This is a genomic window from Delftia lacustris, assembly GCF_040267515.1.
Lineage (GTDB): Bacteria > Pseudomonadota > Gammaproteobacteria > Burkholderiales > Burkholderiaceae_C > Comamonas > Comamonas tsuruhatensis.
This window is the reverse complement of the sequence record NZ_CP141274.1, coordinates 5,872,436-5,889,650: the sequence shown is the minus strand read 5'-3', so window position 1 is coordinate 5,889,650 and position 17,215 is coordinate 5,872,436. Positions and strand designations below refer to the sequence as shown.

16 protein-coding genes are annotated in these 17,215 nt (G+C 65.9%); 9 read left to right on the top strand and 7 right to left on the bottom strand.

Annotation, left to right across the window (positions count from 1 at the left end):
* Nucleotides 1-32 precede the first annotated feature (32 nt).
* From argE to U6958_RS28480, 4 genes are read right to left on the bottom strand one after another with little or no spacing between them, the layout of a single operon-like run.
* Nucleotides 33-1,250 (bottom strand): acetylornithine deacetylase, encoded by a 1,218-nt coding sequence (gene argE / locus U6958_RS28495; RefSeq protein ID WP_016453202.1) that lies wholly within the window; start codon nucleotides 1,248-1,250, stop codon nucleotides 33-35.
* Nucleotides 1,243-1,920, bottom strand: coding sequence for a DUF1028 domain-containing protein (locus tag U6958_RS28490; RefSeq protein WP_074922790.1), 678 nt, complete (start codon nucleotides 1,918-1,920; stop codon nucleotides 1,243-1,245). The genes argE and U6958_RS28490 overlap by 8 nt, the downstream gene beginning before the upstream one ends.
* 10 nt (nucleotides 1,921-1,930) lie before the next feature.
* Nucleotides 1,931-2,380 (bottom strand): RidA family protein, encoded by a 450-nt coding sequence (locus U6958_RS28485; RefSeq protein ID WP_074922791.1) that lies wholly within the window; start codon nucleotides 2,378-2,380, stop codon nucleotides 1,931-1,933.
* Nucleotides 2,380-3,696, bottom strand: a complete 1,317-nt coding sequence (locus U6958_RS28480; RefSeq protein ID WP_016453205.1) for an NAD(P)/FAD-dependent oxidoreductase — start codon at nucleotides 3,694-3,696, stop codon at nucleotides 2,380-2,382. The genes U6958_RS28485 and U6958_RS28480 overlap by 1 nt, the downstream gene beginning before the upstream one ends.
* Nucleotides 3,697-3,898: 202 nt before the next feature.
* Between U6958_RS28480 and U6958_RS28475 the strand changes: the two genes are divergently transcribed.
* From U6958_RS28475 to U6958_RS28445, 7 genes are all read left to right on the top strand, one after another.
* The gene (locus U6958_RS28475; RefSeq protein WP_074922792.1) at nucleotides 3,899-4,822 is read left to right on the top strand and encodes a LysR family transcriptional regulator; all 924 of its coding nucleotides are present in this window, start codon (nucleotides 3,899-3,901) and stop codon (nucleotides 4,820-4,822) included.
* 74 nt (nucleotides 4,823-4,896) lie between these two features.
* Entirely contained in the window at nucleotides 4,897-6,450 is a 1,554-nt protein-coding gene (locus U6958_RS28470; RefSeq protein WP_016447917.1) for a Do family serine endopeptidase, read from the top strand.
* Nucleotides 6,451-6,737: 287 nt separating this feature from the next.
* Nucleotides 6,738-8,279 (top strand): ATP-binding cassette domain-containing protein, encoded by a 1,542-nt coding sequence (locus tag U6958_RS28465; protein WP_244160495.1) that lies wholly within the window; start codon nucleotides 6,738-6,740, stop codon nucleotides 8,277-8,279.
* Between the two features lie 35 nt (nucleotides 8,280-8,314).
* A complete protein-coding gene (locus U6958_RS28460; RefSeq protein WP_012203525.1) occupies nucleotides 8,315-8,719 on the top strand; it encodes a hypothetical protein in 405 nt (134 codons plus the stop codon).
* A 197-nt stretch (nucleotides 8,720-8,916) separates the two neighbouring features.
* Complete coding sequence (locus U6958_RS28455) at nucleotides 8,917-9,591, top strand: response regulator transcription factor (protein ID WP_017405435.1); 675 nt, start codon at nucleotides 8,917-8,919, stop codon at nucleotides 9,589-9,591.
* Entirely contained in the window at nucleotides 9,588-11,048 is a 1,461-nt protein-coding gene (locus U6958_RS28450) for an ATP-binding protein (RefSeq protein ID WP_074922794.1), read from the top strand. The genes U6958_RS28455 and U6958_RS28450 overlap by 4 nt, the downstream gene beginning before the upstream one ends.
* A gap of 168 nt (nucleotides 11,049-11,216) precedes the next feature.
* The gene (locus U6958_RS28445; protein ID WP_016453209.1) at nucleotides 11,217-12,248 is read left to right on the top strand and encodes a sensor domain-containing diguanylate cyclase; all 1,032 of its coding nucleotides are present in this window, start codon (nucleotides 11,217-11,219) and stop codon (nucleotides 12,246-12,248) included.
* Between the two features lie 103 nt (nucleotides 12,249-12,351).
* Here the strand turns inward: U6958_RS28445 and U6958_RS28440 are convergent, their stop codons facing one another.
* Nucleotides 12,352-13,959 carry a methyl-accepting chemotaxis protein gene (locus tag U6958_RS28440; protein ID WP_016447912.1) on the bottom strand — a complete coding sequence of 536 codons (1,608 nt, stop codon included), beginning with the start codon at nucleotides 13,957-13,959 and terminating at the stop codon, nucleotides 12,352-12,354.
* A gap of 442 nt (nucleotides 13,960-14,401) precedes the next feature.
* Between U6958_RS28440 and U6958_RS28435 the strand changes: the two genes are divergently transcribed.
* Nucleotides 14,402-14,935 (top strand): DUF2939 domain-containing protein, encoded by a 534-nt coding sequence (locus U6958_RS28435; protein ID WP_074922795.1) that lies wholly within the window; start codon nucleotides 14,402-14,404, stop codon nucleotides 14,933-14,935.
* 32 nt (nucleotides 14,936-14,967) lie between these two features.
* Here U6958_RS28435 and U6958_RS28430 read toward each other — a convergent pair whose 3' ends face one another.
* Together U6958_RS28430 and yfcF are read right to left on the bottom strand one after the other, a co-directional pair.
* Entirely contained in the window at nucleotides 14,968-15,192 is a 225-nt protein-coding gene (locus U6958_RS28430) for a hypothetical protein (protein ID WP_016453212.1), read from the bottom strand.
* Nucleotides 15,193-15,213: 21 nt separating this feature from the next.
* The gene (yfcF, locus tag U6958_RS28425) at nucleotides 15,214-15,837 is read right to left on the bottom strand and encodes a glutathione transferase (RefSeq protein ID WP_074922796.1); all 624 of its coding nucleotides are present in this window, start codon (nucleotides 15,835-15,837) and stop codon (nucleotides 15,214-15,216) included.
* A gap of 707 nt (nucleotides 15,838-16,544) precedes the next feature.
* Here yfcF and U6958_RS28420 point away from each other — a divergent pair.
* Nucleotides 16,545-17,183 (top strand): hypothetical protein, encoded by a 639-nt coding sequence (locus U6958_RS28420; protein ID WP_143044609.1) that lies wholly within the window; start codon nucleotides 16,545-16,547, stop codon nucleotides 17,181-17,183.
* Nucleotides 17,184-17,215 lie beyond the last annotated feature (32 nt).

Here is a 17,215-nt window from a genome sequence, read left to right as displayed (position 1 = left end):
TAGGTGGAAAATCGCGGCATCTGCCGCTGCGGTCACTGTGGATGGCGGCTGTCCTCCGCTTGTGGCCGGGCCGGGTCCTGGGTGGCACCGTCAACGTGCGTCAGGTGGGCCGTCAGGCGGGCCAGCATGGCGTCACAGGCCTGCAGTTGTTCCACGGTGATGAACTCATCGGGCTTGTGCCCCTGGTCCATGCTGGCCGGCCCGCACACCACCGTGGGGATGCCCGCCTGGTCGAACAGTCCGCCTTCCGTACCGAAGGCCACCGTGCCGAAATCCCTGCGCCCGCTCAGCAGGGTCAGCAGTTGCGCAGCCTCGCTCTCGGGCGGTGTGGCCAGTCCCGGGTAGGCGCTCAGCGGCTGCAAGCGGATGCCGGTGCCGGGCTGCACCGCTTGCATGAGTGGTTGCAGATCGGTCTCGGCATAGTCCTGCAGTTCGTACGCCACTTCATGCGCGTCGAAGCCCGGCAGGGCGCGAACCTCGAAATCGAACTCGCACTCGGCAGGCACGATGTTCAGCGCGCGGCCGCCCTGGATGACGCCGACCTGCACCGTCGAGAACGGCGGATCGAAGCGCGGGTCGTGGTGCTCGGGCCGCGACAGCCTTGCGGCGATCTCGTCCAGCTTGCGGATCACGCGCGCCGCGTATCCGATGGCATTGACGCCGCGCGGCGCATGGGCCGAATGGCAGGCCGCGCCCTGGATGCGGCATCGCATCGCCAGCTTGCCCTTGTGTCCCAGCACCGGCTGCAGTTCCGTAGGCTCGCCGATCAGGCACAGGCGTGGCCTGTGGGGGCGGTTTTGCAGTTCCGACAGCAGGGACCGCACGCCCAGGCAGCCCACCTCCTCGTCGTAGGAAAAAGCCAGGTGCACGGGCATGGAAAGGGGCTGGCGCAGGAAAAGCGGCACTGCGGCCAGCACCGAGGCGATGAACCCCTTCATGTCGGCCGTGCCCCGGCCATACAGGCGGCCATGGGCCTCGGTGAGGCGGAAAGGCTCCATGGTCCAGGCCTGCCCGTCCACGGGAACCACGTCCGTATGCCCGGACAGGACGATGCCGCCACGGTCACGTGGGCCGATGGTGGCGAACAGATTGGCCTTGGTGCCCTCGGCGTTGTGCAGCAGCTCGCTTTGCACCCCCAGGTCGGCCAGGTAGCGCTGGATGAAGCCGATCAGTGCCAGATTGGAGTCCCGGCTGACGGTCGGAAATCCGACCAGTGACCTGAGCAGGTCGCGGCTTGTCGGCTTATTCATCGCCAGGCACTCCATAGCGGGGTGCGGCCGTGGGGTCCAGAGCGCGCGTCAGGTAGTCCTGCATCTGCGGCCGATACGCCTGCCAGAGCGCGTCGAGCCGGGCTATGGGGTCTTCGTCCGCCCAATCCACCCGCAGGTCGATGCTGGGCCAACTGGCTTCGCCGGCCACCTTGAGCGCGGCCGAATGCACAGGGCCGGCTTCACCCCCCGCAGCCATGGCGGCATGCATGGCTGCCAGCAGACGGTCGGCCAGTACGCCCTGCGCGTGTTCGAAGGCGTGGACCATCGCGTCGATCACCGCCTCGCGGGCCAGCAGGTTGCCTGCGGCCACGCATTGATCGCCGGCCACGGCCCTGTGCAGGCCCAGTGCCTGCCCGCCGCTGAAAAACGCCGTGCGGCCCTGCCGGTCGATGACCGTCACCTGCCGGTATTCGCTACCCGGGTCCGTGCCAAGTGCCTGGCCCAGTGCCTGTGCGGGCTCGCACGCGCCATCTTCGAGAAAAGCCAGGATGCGTGGACCCAGTGCGGGCAGGGTGATGTTCTGGGTGGAAACGGCTCCTGTCCCGGCCTGGACCCAGGGGCAGCGTGCACCCACCGCGATGCTGGACGAACTGATGGCGATGCCCAATTGGCCGCTTTGCGCGCAGCGCCCGATGATGGAGAAGGTCATGTCCTGCTCCTCACTGCGCGCCGGGCTGCCAGCCCTCGGGGATGACCGCGATCACGTCGATCTCCATCAGCCACTGCGGCTGTCCCAGGGCCGAGATGCACAGCCCCGTGGAGATGGGAAACACGCCCTTGAGCCACTTGCCCACTTCCCGGTAGACGGGCTCGCGGTAGCGCGGGTCGATGATGTAGGTGGTGGTCTTGACGATGTGCGACAGGTCGCTGCCCGCTTCCTCCAGCAGCTGCTTGACGTTCTTCATCGCCTGCTCGGCCTGCTTTTGCGGATCGCCCAGGCCGACCAGGTTGCCCTCGAAATCGGTGCCGATCTGGCCGCGCACATAGACGGTGTTGCCGGCGCGCACGGCCTGGCACAGGTCGTTGTCCAGCGACTGGTTGGGATAGGTGTCCTTGGTGTTGAACATCCGGATGCGCGTGTGGGTAGGGGGCTGTGTGTGGGCGGGCATCATTGCGCTCCAGTGGGATGGGCGGTCTGGGTGGGCGCCCCGTGCAAGGGCGTGCGATGGGCTGCATCGCGGTAGGCGAGGTACTGGCGCTGTATGGCGATGTGGTCTGCGATATGCCGGGCGTCGTGCCAGACGCCCCAGATGAAGCTGGAGCCGCGCCGCGACAGCCAGGGCAGGCCCAGGAAATAGATGCCGGGCTCGGACGAAACCCCGCGCTGGTGTCGCGGCTTGCCGTTGGCATCGAAGGCATCGACCTGCAGCCAGCGGTAGTCCACCGCGTAGCCGGTCGCCCAGACGATGGAGGACACGCCGGCCTGCACCAGGTCCAGCGACGCCAGCGGCTGCGTGACGCAGGGCGGATCGGGCAGCATGCGCCGGGCCTCTGGCTCCTCTGGAAGGTCCAGGCCGTTGCGTGCCACATAGGCGTCCGCTGCGTCCAGCAGCGACAGGTAGTTCTCGTCGCCGCGCGTCAGATGGGTGATCAGGTCTGGCGCGAAGGACACGACACCATCATCGAAGACCCGGGTCACGCCCACCAGCGTGATCCCTTCATGGGCGAGGCGGCGAAAATCGATGGTCTGGCCGCCGCGCGCCCCGCTGACGGCAATAGTCACATGCTCCTTGCCCGGTGCGGCCGTCTCCTTGTCCCATTCGCCGAGCACGCCCAGCCACCAGCAGAAATCGCGGTTGCGGTAAGAGCGCGGTGGCCGGTCATGCGGGCCCACCGACAGATAGACCTTGCGGCCGGCGCGCTGCAGTTCATCGGCGATCTGCACGCCCGATGAACCAGCTCCCACCACCAGCACGGCGCCTTCGGGCAATTGCCCGGGGTGGCGATAGTGCGCGGAATGGATTTGTGTGAACCGCTTGTCTTCACGGGCTATCGCGGGGATCACCGGGCGCTGGAACGGCCCGGTTGCCACTACCACGCGGCGAGCGTGGACCAGGCCCTCGGAGGTCTCTGCGGTAAAACCTTCGATGCCCGTATTGCGTACCACCCGGGTCACTTCCACGCCGGTGCGTATGGGGGCGCCGAACTTTCTGGCATAGGCCTCGAAATACTTGGCCACCCGGTCCTTGGGTGCGAAGGCATCCGCGTCCAGATCGTCGAACTCCAAGCCGGGAAAGCGGTCATGCCAGGCGGGGCCGTTGGCCACCAGCGAATCCCAGCGGCCCGTGCGCCAGCGTTCGGCAATGCGCTCGCGCTCCAAGACCAGGTGGGGCACGCCGATGCGGCCCAGATGCTCGCTCATGGCCACGCCGGCCTGGCCCGCGCCGACCACCAGCGTGTCGATGGAAATGGGATTGGCTGTCATGGGGCGCTGTCTCCCCGTGCCTTGTTCGGGGCCTGGGCAAAGTGCCCCTGGTCTGCTGTCTGCATGTCGTCCTCCGTGGGTCAGATGGGTCTGTCTGGGGAGGAAATTTAGGGAGAAAGTGGTTATTTATAAAGAATATTAATAAGATGCATTGCATAGTTTTGTTTTATGTAGAGCCTTCGTTGCCGCTGGAGCCAAGCCCGTGGAAAACCTATCGCTGCGGTACTCGCTTCGCCAGCTGCGCTACTTCGTCGCCACGGCCCAGGCGCTGTCTTTCACTGCCGCATCGCGGATGCTGCATGTCTCGCAGCCGTCGATCTCCACGGCGATCGCCGAGCTGGAGGAATCCTTTGGTGTGCAGCTGTTCATTCGCCACCATGCGGCCGGGCTGTCCTTGACCCAGGCTGGGCGCGAAATACTGGGCATGGCCCGAAGCCTGCTCAAGAACGCGGAAGAATTGCAAGGCGTTGCGCGCAGCCTAGATTCGGGTATGTCGGGCAGCATTGCGCTGGGCTGCCTCACTTCGCTGGCCCCGCCGCTGCTGGCCGGGCTCATCAGCCGTTTCGTGGCGGAGCATGCGGGCATCACCTTCCGCACGGCCGAAGCCCACCAGGAGGACTTGTTCACCAGCCTGCGCGACGGCACGCTGGACCTGGCCCTCACCTATGACATAGACCTCACCGACGACATCGCCTTCCAGCCGCTGCGCACGCTGCCTCCCTACGCCATCCTGCCGGCGCGGCACCGACTGGCCCGCCAGCGCGCCGTCACGCTCAAGAGCCTGCTTGCAGAGCCCTATGTCATGCTCGACCTGCCCCACAGCCGGGAGTATTTCGCGCGGCTGTTCGACGCCGTGGGCGAGCGGCCCGTGCCTGCCTTCCGCTCCGCCCAGCCCGAGGTCGTGCGCGGCATGGTGGCCAATGGACTGGGATTCAGCATCCTGAACTTTCCCCTGCAGTCCACGCGCACGGTGGATGGAGCGGATTTCATCATCCGACCCTTCAAGGACGAGGTGGCGGTTGTCACCCTGGGCATTGCTCAGTCCCGCAGCCTCAAGCCCAGGCAGGTCGTGCAGCGCTTTGCTGGGTTTTGCGCAGAATGGATGGGTGAGGGCCAGCGCTTCTAAGCCTCGCCTAAGTCTGCCCCTTCAGACTTCTCACCAACGCAGCAAGGAACGCTGCTTTTGAGGAAAGGTCTGCCATGAACAAGATTCTGTCGACTCCCCGCCGTCTGGTGCTGGCCCTGGTGGCCGCAGGTGCCATCGGCGCCCTGGGCGCCACAGGCGCCGGTCTGGTTGGTGTGGTGCATGGCGATGCGCGTGCCGCCACGTCGCTGTTTGCGCCTGCAGCACAGCCTGCTTCTGCCGCTTCTCCTGCTTCTCCCGCCGGCGCCGTGGCGGCGCCCAACTTTGCCGACATCACGGCGCGCAATGGCGCGGCCGTGGTCAACATCAGCGTGGTCGGCAGCTCGCGTGCCATGGGCGAGGACGGCGACGAGGCCGCAGCGCGCCAGGGGCAGCAGGGCGTGCCGGGCATGGACCCCAACGATCCGTTCTTTGAATTCTTCCGCCGCTTCGGCGTGCCCGGCATGCCGGGCATGGGCCAGGGCCAGCCCCAGCGCGATGTGCCCACGCGCGGCGAAGGCTCGGGCTTCATCGTCTCCAGCGACGGCCTGATCCTGACCAACGCCCACGTGGTGCGCGGCGCCAAGGAAGTGACCGTCAAGCTGACCGACCGGCGCGAGTTCAGCGCCAAGGTGCTGGGCGCCGATCCCAAGACCGACGTGGCCGTGCTGCGCATCGAGGCGAAGAACCTGCCCACGGTATCGCTGGGCAAGACGGCCGATCTGCGCGTGGGCGACTGGGTGCTGGCCATCGGCTCGCCCTTCGGCTTCGAGAGCAGCGTGACGGCCGGTGTGGTCAGCGCCAAGGGCCGCACCCTGCCGGACGACAGCTTCGTGCCTTTCCTGCAGACCGACGTGGCCATCAACCCCGGCAACTCGGGCGGCCCGCTGTTCAATGCGCGCGGCGAGGTGGTGGGCATCAACAGCCAGATCTACTCGCGTTCGGGCGGCTACCAGGGCGTGTCCTTCGCCATTCCCATCGAGGTGGCCACGCGCGTGCAGCAGCAGATCGTGGCCACGGGCAAGGTGCAGCATGCGCGGCTGGGCGTGGCCGTGCAGGAGGTGAACCAGGCCTTTGCCGATTCCTTCAAGCTCGACCGTCCCGAAGGCGCCCTGGTGTCCAGCGTGGACAAGAACGGCCCTGCCGCCAAGGCGGGACTGGAGCCCGGCGACGTGGTGCGCAAGATCGATGGCCAGCCCATCGTGGGCTCGGGTGATCTGCCGGCCTTTGTGGGCCAGGCGCTGCCGGGCCAGAAGGTCACGCTGGAGATATGGCGCAACGGCGAGGCCCGCACGCTCAGCGCCGTGCTGGGCGATGCCAGCGACAAGGCTGCCAAGGTGGCCAAGGACAAGCCCGACGCCGGCAAGGGCAAGCTGGGCCTGGCCCTGCGCCCGCTGCAGCCCGAGGAAAAGCAGCAGATCGGCGTGAAGGACGGCCTGGTCGTTGCCGACGCCGCAGGCCCGGCGGCCGAGGCCGGCATCACGCAGGGCGATGTGCTGCTGTCCATCAATGGCTCGCCTGCCGGAGATATCGAGGCCGTGCGCGCCGCCATGGCCAAGGCCGGCAAGACCGTGGCCGTGCTGATTTGGCGCGATGGCAACAGGATATTTGTTCCCGTACGTCTCGGGTAAGCGAAAGGAGGTAAGGGACTGAAAAGCACCTGCACACTGAATTGATCGCACAGCCCCGGCACGAATGTGCCGGGGCTTATTGCATGGGGAATTCAACCGGCCAGTGGCTGGCGATTCCTGCATTCGTGCGGCAATGTGATGGTTGTATTCTGTGAATTCGCGTCCTTTTGCGTTAGCGGTGTTTCAAATTGTGACGATTTGAGATAGAGCGAATACGCTTAGACTGCCGGCCCATCCAGGCGGGCGTGCACCGTTCTGGTTTCAGGAAGAAGCGCCCGCAAGGGCCCATGGCAAAACAGGAAGGGCATGCTTTGAAGCAGGACTACAGCTTGCAGGCGGCGGGTTTGGGCGCATCGTTCGGCGCGCGCGTCATCCTGGCTGAGGTGGACTTCACGCTGCCCACCCACGGCATCACGGCCCTGCTGGGCCCCAGCGGCTCGGGCAAGTCCACGCTGCTGCGCACGCTGGCCGATCTCAATGCCGCCAATCCGCGCTTTCGCCGCTGGGGCAGCGTGCGCTACGCGGGCCAGGAGTGGACCGGCGCCATGCAGGCGCCGCGCCTGGTGCAGCAGCAGGCCCGGCTGATGATGGCCAGCACCTTCGACGCCATCGTCGAGCTGGCCCGGCCCCGCCTCAAGCTCGTGCCGCATGCGCTGCGCGACTGGTGCCGCGCGCAGGTGCAGGCCTTCGGCTTTCCCGAGCTTGCGCTGATGTTCGACCAGCCGGCGCTGCAGCTGTCCCCCGTGCAGCAGCGTGCCGTGGCCATCCTGCGCGAGGCGCTGGCCGAGCCGGCCCTGCTGATGGTGGACGAGCCCACGGCAGAGCTTGAGGGCTACGAGGCCTTCGTGCTGCTGGAGCTGCTGCGCCAGGTGGCCCAGCGCACGGCCGTGCTGATGAGCACGCACCACCAGCAGCACGCACAGGCCGTGGCGCAGGACATGCTGCTGCTGGCCGGCGGCCGCATTGCCGAGGCGCAATCCATGGAAGCCTTCCAGCGTGCGCCGCTGTCGCTGGCGGGCCAGCAGTTCCTGCGCACCGGCAGCTGTGCCGTGGCCTCGCCCGATGCGCGGGCCGAAGACCTGGAGGAGGGCGTGCCCCTGCCTCCTCCGCTGCCTGCAGCGGCCGTGGCCGCGATCTCCGAATTCCTGTCGGACGCAGTGGCCGCCGAGCCTGCATCCGAACCCATGCCTGCATCTGCGCCCGCGCCTGCACCTGAGCCCGTACCCGTGCCTGCGCCGGTACCCGCACCCGCACCGACACCCGCTGCCGCTGCAGCAGCCCGGCCGCGCGCCGTCAATCCCTCCGTGCTGGTGGACTGGCAGCCGCTGGTGGCCGACCCGCAGGCCGTGCCGGCCAGCCGTGGCCCCAGCGGCTTTGCCTGGCTGGTGCCGGGCCGGTTGGCGGGCGCGCCGCAACCGGGCGTGGTGCAGTCCATGGACTTCGACCTGAAGGCCCTGCGCGGCTGCGGCGTCACCGTGCTGATCACGCTGACCGAAAACGACCTGCCGCAGGAGCCGCTGCAGCGCCATGGCCTGCGCAACCTGCACCTGCCGGTGCGGGACCACGAATCACCGTCGGTGGCCCAGATCCAGATGCTGCTGGCGCGCATGTCGGCCATGCTGCGCGCGGGCGAGGTGCTGGCCGTGCACTGCCTGGCCGGCCTGGGCCGCACGGGCACGGTGCTGGCCGCATGGCTGGTGCGCGAGGGCCTCACCGCCGACGAGGCGCTGCGCCGCGTGCGCCTCATCGATGCCCAGTACGTGCAGTCCCAGGCCCAGGAGGACCTGCTGTATGCGTACGAAGTGGCACTGCTGCTGAAGATGGGCTGACCGATCACATCCATTCACAAAAAAGGAAAGCTGCAATGAGCCTGGATAACGTTTTGAGCGAGGTGGCCGGTTCGGTGCCCGAATGTCTGGCCATCGGCTATGTGGATGCCGCCTCCGGCATGCTGCTGGCCATCCGCACGGTGGACTCGCATCCGCGCGAAGTCATCGATCTCGTGGCCGCTGCCACGGCCGACCTGTTCAACGGCCCCAACGTCTCGATGATCGAGAGCCTGTTCAAGAAATCGCGCGGCCTCAAGGACGACGGCCACCACTACTTCCAGGAACTCATCGTCAACAGCGACAACCTCATCCACGTCTTCCTGCGCGGCAAGCTCATGCCCGACTACGTGGCCGTCTTCGTCTGCCGGCGCACGGCCAACCTGGGCATGGCGCTGACCAAGGCCCGCATGGCCATGCCGAAGATTGAAGCGGCGGTGTGACCGCCGCTCACCCCCTGAGTCGCTGCGCGCCTTCCCCCTCTCTAATCGCTTCGCGAAGGAGGGGGACGACAGCCTCGCGGCGGGGCGGCGCGGCCGGCTTAGGCCCTTGCTCGCTGTCCCTGACGTTTGAGCGCGCCAGTTTCGGGCGGCATGTGCCTCAGAACTGAGCCAGCCGTCCAGGGAGCTATTCTTCTGCCATGCGCTTACTGCTTGTCGAAGATGACGCCATGATCGGCGAGGCCGTGCAGACCCTGCTGCGCGGCGAGGGCCATGCGGTGGACTGGGTCCGTGACGGCCTGCAGGCCGATGCGGCCCTGTGCCCCGGCCCGGGTGGCGGCCATGGCTATGACATGGTGCTGCTGGACCTGGGCCTGCCGGGGCAGGACGGTTTGCAGGTGCTGCGCCGCCTGCGCGGGCGCCGCGACCGCACGCCGGTGCTGGTGGCCACGGCGCGCGATGCCGTGCGCGACCGCATTGCCGGGCTGGATGCGGGGGCCGACGACTACGTGGTCAAACCCTATGACCTGGACGAGCTGCTCGCGCGGCTGCGTGCGCTGGCGCGCCGGGCGTCGGGCGCAATGGATCCGCTGTACGAGCGCGAAGGCGTGCGGCTCAATCCCGCCACGCGCGAGGCCAGTGTCGAGGGGCGCGACGTGGTGCTCTCGGGCCGCGAATGGGCGGTGCTGGAGACGCTGCTGGCGCGCCCGGGCAGCACGCTGTCGCGCCAGCAGATCGAGGACAAGCTCTACGGCTGGGGCGACGAGGTCAGCAGCAACGCCATCGAGGTCTACATCCACGGCCTGCGCAAGAAGCTGGGCGCGGGGCTGATCCTCAATGTGCGCGGCGTGGGCTACATGGTGCCCAAGCCATGACGGCGCCGGCTTCCTCTGTCATCGCCCGGCTGCGCGGCCGCCTGCCCGGCGCACTGGGCACGCGGCTGCTCCTGTTCCTGGGCGCGGCCATCGTGCTCACGGCGCTGCTGCAGGGCCTGCTGGCCTACCGCAACGCGCTGCTGCAGACCGACACCCTGTTCGACTACCAGATGCAGCAGACCGCCTTTGCGCTGCGCGCCGGCCTGCCGGTGGATGCGCGCGGCAGGCCCCAGGGCACGCCGCCCGAGGATGAGAACCACGAATTCATCGTCCAGGTCTGGACCAACGAGGGCCTGCGCATTTTCGAGTCCGCGCTGGGTGCGGCATTGCCGCAGATGGCCGTGCTGGGCTTTGCCGATGTGCCCGCGCGCGGCACCGTCTACCGCGTGTTCTCGCTGCAGACGCGCTCGCAGGTGATCCAGGTGGCGCAGGACATGCGCGTGCGCCGCACGCTGGCGCGCGATGCCGCCTGGCAAAGCCTGCTGCCCATCGCCTTGCTGGCGCCCGTGCTGGCGCTGGCCGTGTGGTGGGTGGTGCGCAGTTCGCTGGCGCCCGTGCAGCGCGTGCGCCGCGAGCTGGCCGCGCGCCGCCCGCAGGACCTGGCCCCCGTGCCTGCCGAGGGCCTGCCCGACGAGGTGCGGCCCCTGGTGGCCGAGCTCAACGCGCTGCTGCAGCGCGTGGGCCAGGCCTTCGAGGCGCAGCAGCACTTCGTGGCCGACGCCGCGCACGAGCTGCGCTCTCCGCTGGCCGCGCTCAAGCTGCAACTGGTGGCCTTGCAGCGCGCGCCCGATGCGGCCGCGCATGACGAGGCCGTGCAGCGTCTTTCGGCCGGCATAGACCGGGCCACACGGCTCGTCGAACAATTGTTGACATTGGCGCGGCAGGAAGCCCAAGGCACGGTACAAGGCGCGGCCCCAGGCCCGCAAGGCATGCAGGGACAGCACGGCGCTGCCACGGCCGCACCTGCGGACGTGGACCTGCGCGAGGTGGTGGAGCAGGCCCTGGCGGACCAGGCCGTGGCGGCCCAGCAGCACGGCCTGGACATGGGCCTGAGCGAGTCCCCGCATCTGCGGCAGTCCTTTGCCGTGGCGGGCGACGCACAGGCCTTGCAGATGCTGGTGCGCAACCTGCTGGACAACGCCATCAAGTACGTGCCGCAAGGCGGCCGCGTCGATGTGGGCTGGCGCAGCGATGCCCAGAGCCGCGCGCTGGTGGTCGAGGACTCGGGCCCCGGCATTGCCGAAAGCGAGCGCGAACTGGTGCTGCGGCGCTTTGTGCGTGGGCCCTCTGCGGCTTCAGCGGCTTCTGCGGGCCAGCAGGCGCAGGGCAGCGGACTGGGCCTGGCCATCGTGCAGACCATTGCCCAGCGGCATGGAGCACGCCTGCTGCTCGACCGCTCGCCCACGCTGGGCGGCCTGCGCGTGCAGGTGATATGGCCGCCTGTGTCGGCCTGCTGACAGCGGCGCGTGGCGCGCAGGCTTGTCGGCCTGCAGCGCGGCCGGGATGCTTCCCGCCTGCGTCTGGCCGGGTCACAATCCCCAAATTGGTGCCGGCCCGCCTGCCTTCCCATTCCCTCATCAGGCGCGCGGGCAGTCTGCTTCCGTCGTCATTTCGAGAGGTATTTCATGGAGTCCCTTGTCCAGCGCCTGTCCCAGTCCGTGACCCAGGCGCATTCTCTGGAAGAGTTGACGCGGCCCCTGCTGCAAATGCTCGAAGAGAGTACGCATCTGGAGTCCACCTATCTCACCACCATCAACGAAGAACAGGGCCAGCAGCGCGTGCTGTACGCGCGCAACGCGAGCGAGATGCAGATTCCCGAAGGCCTGGTCGTCCCCTGGGGCGACACGCTGTGCAAGCGCGCCCTGGACGAAGGCCGCATGTACACGCCCGATGTCGGTGCCTGCTGGGGCGACTCCGAGGCCGCGCGTGAACTGGGCATTCGCACCTACGCCAGCGCCCCGGTACGCTTTTCCGACGGCCAGCTCTACGGCACGCTGTGCGCGGCCAGCAAGACCTCCCAGGCGTTGAGCACCGAGGCCCAGGGCCTGCTGCGCCTGTTCGCCAACCTCATCGCCGAGCGCGTGGAGCGCGAGCAGCTCATCACCAGCCTGAGCAAGGCCAACCAGGAGCTGGCGGCACTGGCCTTGCTGGACCCGCTGACCGGCCTGCCCAACCGGCGCTGCCTCACCGACGAGCTGGGCCGGCTGATTGCACGCTGCGCACGCAGCCAGGAATGCGTGGTGGTGGGCTTCATCGACCTGGACCGCTTCAAGAACGTGAACGACGAGCACGGCCACGAGGCCGGCGACGCACTGCTGCGCGCCATGGGAGAGCGCCTGTCCTCCCATCTGCGCAGCGCCGACATGCTGGCGCGCTTCGGCGGTGACGAGTTCGTCTTCATCGGCGTGGGCCCGCTGTTCGGCAGCGAGGCCGACGCCGTATCGCGCGACCTGCAGCAGCGCCTGTCGGAGGCCTCGGTCATGAAGGTCGAGCTGCCCGATGGCAAGACGCTGGACTACGGCGGCGCCAGCGTGGGCGTGGTCTGCCTGCGGCCGGACTCCATTGACGCCGACGACGCGCTGCAAAAGGCCGATGCGGCCATGTACCGCGTCAAGATGGCGCGCAGCCGCGGCGCCAGGGGCACCGCGCTGCATTGAGCCAGCCGCAGGCACTGGCCCGGCGGCCAGGGCCTGTTGCTGCCTTGCTCTGGCCTGTCTGGCGGCTTCTCGCGCGCGCTCTTCGCTCTTGTTTCTTTCCGTCTCAGCCTGCTGCCAGCATGGGCTGCCTGCGCTGCAGCTCCACGGCGGCATGCTGATGGCCGCTTGCCGCCTCCAGCTTGAAGGCGCCCACCGTGCGCACCAGATCGCCGGCCTGGCCGCGCAGGCTGGAGGCCGCGGCGGCCATCTCCTCCACCAGTGCCGAGTTCTGCTGGGTGGCCTGGTCCATCTGCGTGACCGCCTGGCCGATCTGGGCCACGCCCGAGCTTTGCTCGGAACTGGCGGCGCTGATCTCGCCCATCAGGTCCGTCACGCGGCGTATGGCGTCCACCACCTCGGCCATGGTCGTGCCGGCCTGGTCGGCCAGCGCGCTGCCGTTGTGCACGCGGCTGGTGCTGTCGGTGATGAGCTGCTTGATCTGCTTGGCGGCCTCGGCGCTGCGGCTGGCCAGGCCGCGCACCTCGGTGGCCACCACGGCAAAGCCCCGGCCCTGTTCGCCGGCGCGTGCCGCTTCCACGGCCGCGTTCAGCGCCAGGATGTTGGTCTGGAAGGCAATGCCATCGATCACGTTGATGATGTCGGCGATCTGCCGGCTCGACTCGCTGATGCCGCGCATGGTATCGACCACCTGCCGCACGACTTCGCCGCCCTGCTCGGCCACGGTGGAGGCGCCCAGGGCCAGCTGGTTGGCCATCTGCGCGTTGTCGGCGTTCTGGCGCACGGTGGAGCTGAGCTGCTCCATGGAGGCTGCCGTCTGCTGCAGCGCGCTGGCCTGGCTTTCGGTGCGCGAGGACAGGTCCTGGTTGGCCTGCGCGATCTGCCCGCTGGCCGCCGCCACGCTGACCGATCCCTGGTGCACCTGGCGCACCACGCCGCGCAGCCCCTCCTGCATGGTCTGCAGCGCGCGCAGCAGCATGGACACCTCGTCCTTGCCGCGCACATCGATGTGCCGCGTCAGGTCTCCCGCCGCCACGGCATCGGCCGTATGGATGGCCTGTCGCAGCGACCGCGCCATGTTGCGGATGATGGACCAGCCCAGCAGCACTCCCAGCAGCACGCCCCCGATGATGGAGCCCACGGCCACCGCAAAAATCACCTGGTACAGCGATTGCGCGGCCTCGTATTCCTCCTTGGCGACGCGGGTCTGCAGCGCGGTCAGCTGCACGATCACATCACGCAGCGGCGCGTACAGCGCCTCGTCCTTGTCGATCAGCAGCTGCCGGGCCAGCTCCAGGTCACCGGACAGCAGCGCCTGCTGGGCCGGCTTCAGAAAGCCCTGCAGGAACAGCGCGCGCACGGCCTCGAAGCGGTCGGCCAGCTGCGCCTCTTCCTCTGTCATCCGGGTCTGGCGGAACGAGGCCCAGGCCTTGTTCACGTCGTTGATGTTGGTCTGTATCTCCTGCTGCTTTTGCTGCGTGTATTCGGGCAGGTGCACGGCAATGGCGCCCGAGACCGCATTGCGGTTGCGCAGCAGCAGGCGCTGCACTTCCAGCAGATCGCCCAGTGCGACCAGGCGCTCTTCATAGACCACCTTGAATCGGCGGTTGGACTCGCTGATTCCATAAAGCCCGAAAGCGCCGATCACGATCATGAGCAGTGAGAGAAAACCAATCAAGGCGGTCAGGCGAGTCGATAACTTGAAATTATTCATACTGCGTCCTTTGCATGCATTGCGGATGGTTGGTGGGTACTCGCGTTGTCAGGCCGCCCCGTGATGGCTCACATTTCTCGCAAAAAGAACTCGGTCGTGAAAATGAGATTTCATTCACGGTAAATGCCCGGTCTGCACAAAGGCTCACAGGCACCCGGAAACGGCGATGCTGGCTTGCCGATGGCCTGCGTGGCCAATGGCGATCCATGTTGTATTAGTTTGTAAACTATTTGTTACAAACTATAGTATGAATCGGATGGGACAGGCAATACCAGCTTTTCAGGTATTCGCCCTGGCCTGATAGGGGTTCTCTGCCCATTGCTGCGGCAGGAAGAGACGGCCTGTGCCCGGGGCCGTCCCTGGCCGGCGCCGCGCGCCGGACGGGCCCGCCTAGAATCCGCGTTTGCGCGTGGCCGCTGGCACGCTTTCACGAAAGAGATCCATGAAACCCAAAACACTGGCCGGTGCGCTGGCCGCCCTCTGCGTGGCTGCGGCCGGACTGCTCTATGCATCGCCCTATATCGCCCTGCACCAGATCGGCAAGGCCGTGGAGCGCCGCGACGCCCAGGCCCTTTCCGGCTACGTGGACTTCCCTGCGCTGCGCGAAAGCATCAAGGGCCAGATGATGGCCAGGCTGCAATCCCAGATGGGCGGCTCGGGCGACAGAGCCTCCAACCCCCTGGCCGGCTTTGGCCAGCAACTGGCCCAGGGCCTGGTCAGCCAGTTCACCGAGGCGCTGGTCTCGCCCGACGGCGTCATGCTCATGCTGGAAAAAGGCAAGCCCGGCAAACCCACGGACGTGGCCGCCGCAGGCGTGGGCGTGGACACCCAGGGCGGGCCGCCGCGCAAGGACTACTCCGTGGAGTACCAGGGCTGGTCCAAGGTCTTCGTGCACCCGCGCGGCGAGCCGGGCGGCTTCATTTTCAGGCGGGAAGGCCTGATGGGATGGAAGCTGGTGGCCGTGAAGATGGATTGAGGGGCGCGGGCAGGCGCCAGCACCCTGGCGCCTCAGCCTTGATGCAGCACCTTCATCACATGGCGCTTGCCCAGTCGCAGCGCGCGGGCATCGGCCTCTGGCTGCGTGTCGCAGGGCTGGTCATCTGTGATGGCCTCCAGGGCCTTGCCGCTGGCCACCTCCAGCAAGGTGGCGCGCGGCAGCCAGGCGCCTGGCGAGGCATCGCTGGGAAGTGACGCGGGCGTGATCCGCACGCCCATGTAGAGAAGGCTGTCCATGGCCTGCCGTATCCGTTCGGATCAGCCTGCCAGGGGCGGGCGGGGCAGGGCCAGCCACTGCTGGACGGCGGGGTGCTGCCACTGCCGGCGCGCATAGGCGGCCAGCGGCGCGGGCACGGCATCGCCGTTGAGCACCAGGCGATTGAGCATCAGCGCCAGATCCACATCGGCAATCGACCATGGGCCGGCGATGTGGTCATCTTCCGCGCGGATGAAGGCACCGGCCACCGAAAACAGCTTGCGCGCCGCCGCCTGACCCGCATCCGACAGCGGCGTGGGCGTGGGGCGGTAGAACACCACCTCGGTGCTGCGCTCCGAGCGCAAGGCCATCAGATCGCTGCGCAGCCAGGCCTGGACCTGGCGCACACGGGCGCGCGCCTGCGCATCCTGGGGGTAGAGCGGTGCGCCGCCAAAGCGGTCCTGCAAGTACTCGCAAATCGCCGAAGACTCCGACAGGCTGAAATCGCCGTCCACCAGCGTGGGCACCCGTGCCGTGAGCGATGCCGCCACATAGTCCGCCCCGGTGTTCTGTCCCGCCGAAAGGTCCAGCGTGCGCAGCTCGAAGTCAATCCCCTTGACCTTCAGCGACACGAACACGGACAGAGCATAGGGAGAGGCGAATTGCGAATCGGCGTACAGCAGCATGAGGGCCTTCCAGGGGGACTGCATCGGTGATTGGGGCACTGATGGTAGCTGAGCACTCGGGGCCTATGGCCCGAGTAGGCAGTCTGCCTCACCTTGTGACTCCGATTGTCCAAGTCAGCCTCGCCGACTGGCCCACGCCATGAACTTTGCCAACCGGTGGGCACTGTACATGGATCGGCAGGATCGGTCAGAAGGTTAAGGGTCCTCTGCACAGATCAAAAACGATCTGCTACGCACCATTCATCACAACACTGTCCAGACAGCCAGTCGCCTGTAAGTCGTTGCGATTGCAACGATAGATAGTTCATGCCTGAAGTTGGCTGTCACAGAAAAAGTCGATTTTTGCAGAGGATTTCTAAGAAAATTCTTAAACTATCGATAGCCTGTTTACACGCATTTATTGCATCTATAGAATTTCCCTATAACATTGGGCCAGCCCCTAAAAATCAGTAGCCGTACGCTGACTCCAGCTGCGCCGGTCCGCTCTTGGCGGATGGTCACGCCAGAACAATGCCGCCCACCTTTGGAGTTGGGTTTTTGGTGCTTTTGATTATCCAGTTCTCAGCTTTTCCCAAGCTGGAGTTTTAGGATTCAATTGATTGGACCACGTTCCCTCTCGAAGGCTGCTTGGCGCAAGTTGAGCAACTCGCCTGTATTAAATCAATAGGCGATATTTCTATGGTTCTTAATATTTCTGGGGGAGAATTATGAAAAGTTTACTTGTTTTTTTCTTTGTAATATTGAGTGCGATTTTTCCTGATACCGTCCTGGCGAATGAAGAGGTCGTGCAGGTAAAAATATCCACTCATTTCAAGGGTGAGGTGGTTAAAAGGAGTGCCGTCGTGGGTTTGGGTGATTCAATAAAGCTCACATCCAGTCAAGAAGGAATGATTGTTGCTATAGAATATGTGATAAAAAATATTCAAGTGAATAATTTGAAGAAATATAGCTTATCTGCGACTTTATACTCTGGTGTAGAGGGTGGTGAAACTTGGTTGTCCAAGCGCGATATTTTTGCAGTTGTGGAAAAATCAGTTCCTGCCTTTTTCAGACTTGACGAAGCATCTGACGAGATGCAGGTGGAGGTAACCATAGCTGACATCCAGGACGAAGAGGGATACTTGAAAAATATGCCTAGAAAAACCTGCGATTTGAGCTTGGAAAGTCCTATTGTCCTGAAATCTCAGAGTGCATCAGGAACGTATGGCTGCTGCGATATTCGTTGCCAATCTCTTAATGGAACCTGTTGTGGCGTAATTATGTGCTGTCTCAGGGATCCCGATAGCTATCCAGTTTGGCAAAATGATATTGCGCATGATTGCTGCTGTTATCCACCTCAATATTAAGCAAAGATAGCATAAGGAACTCATTTACCGTC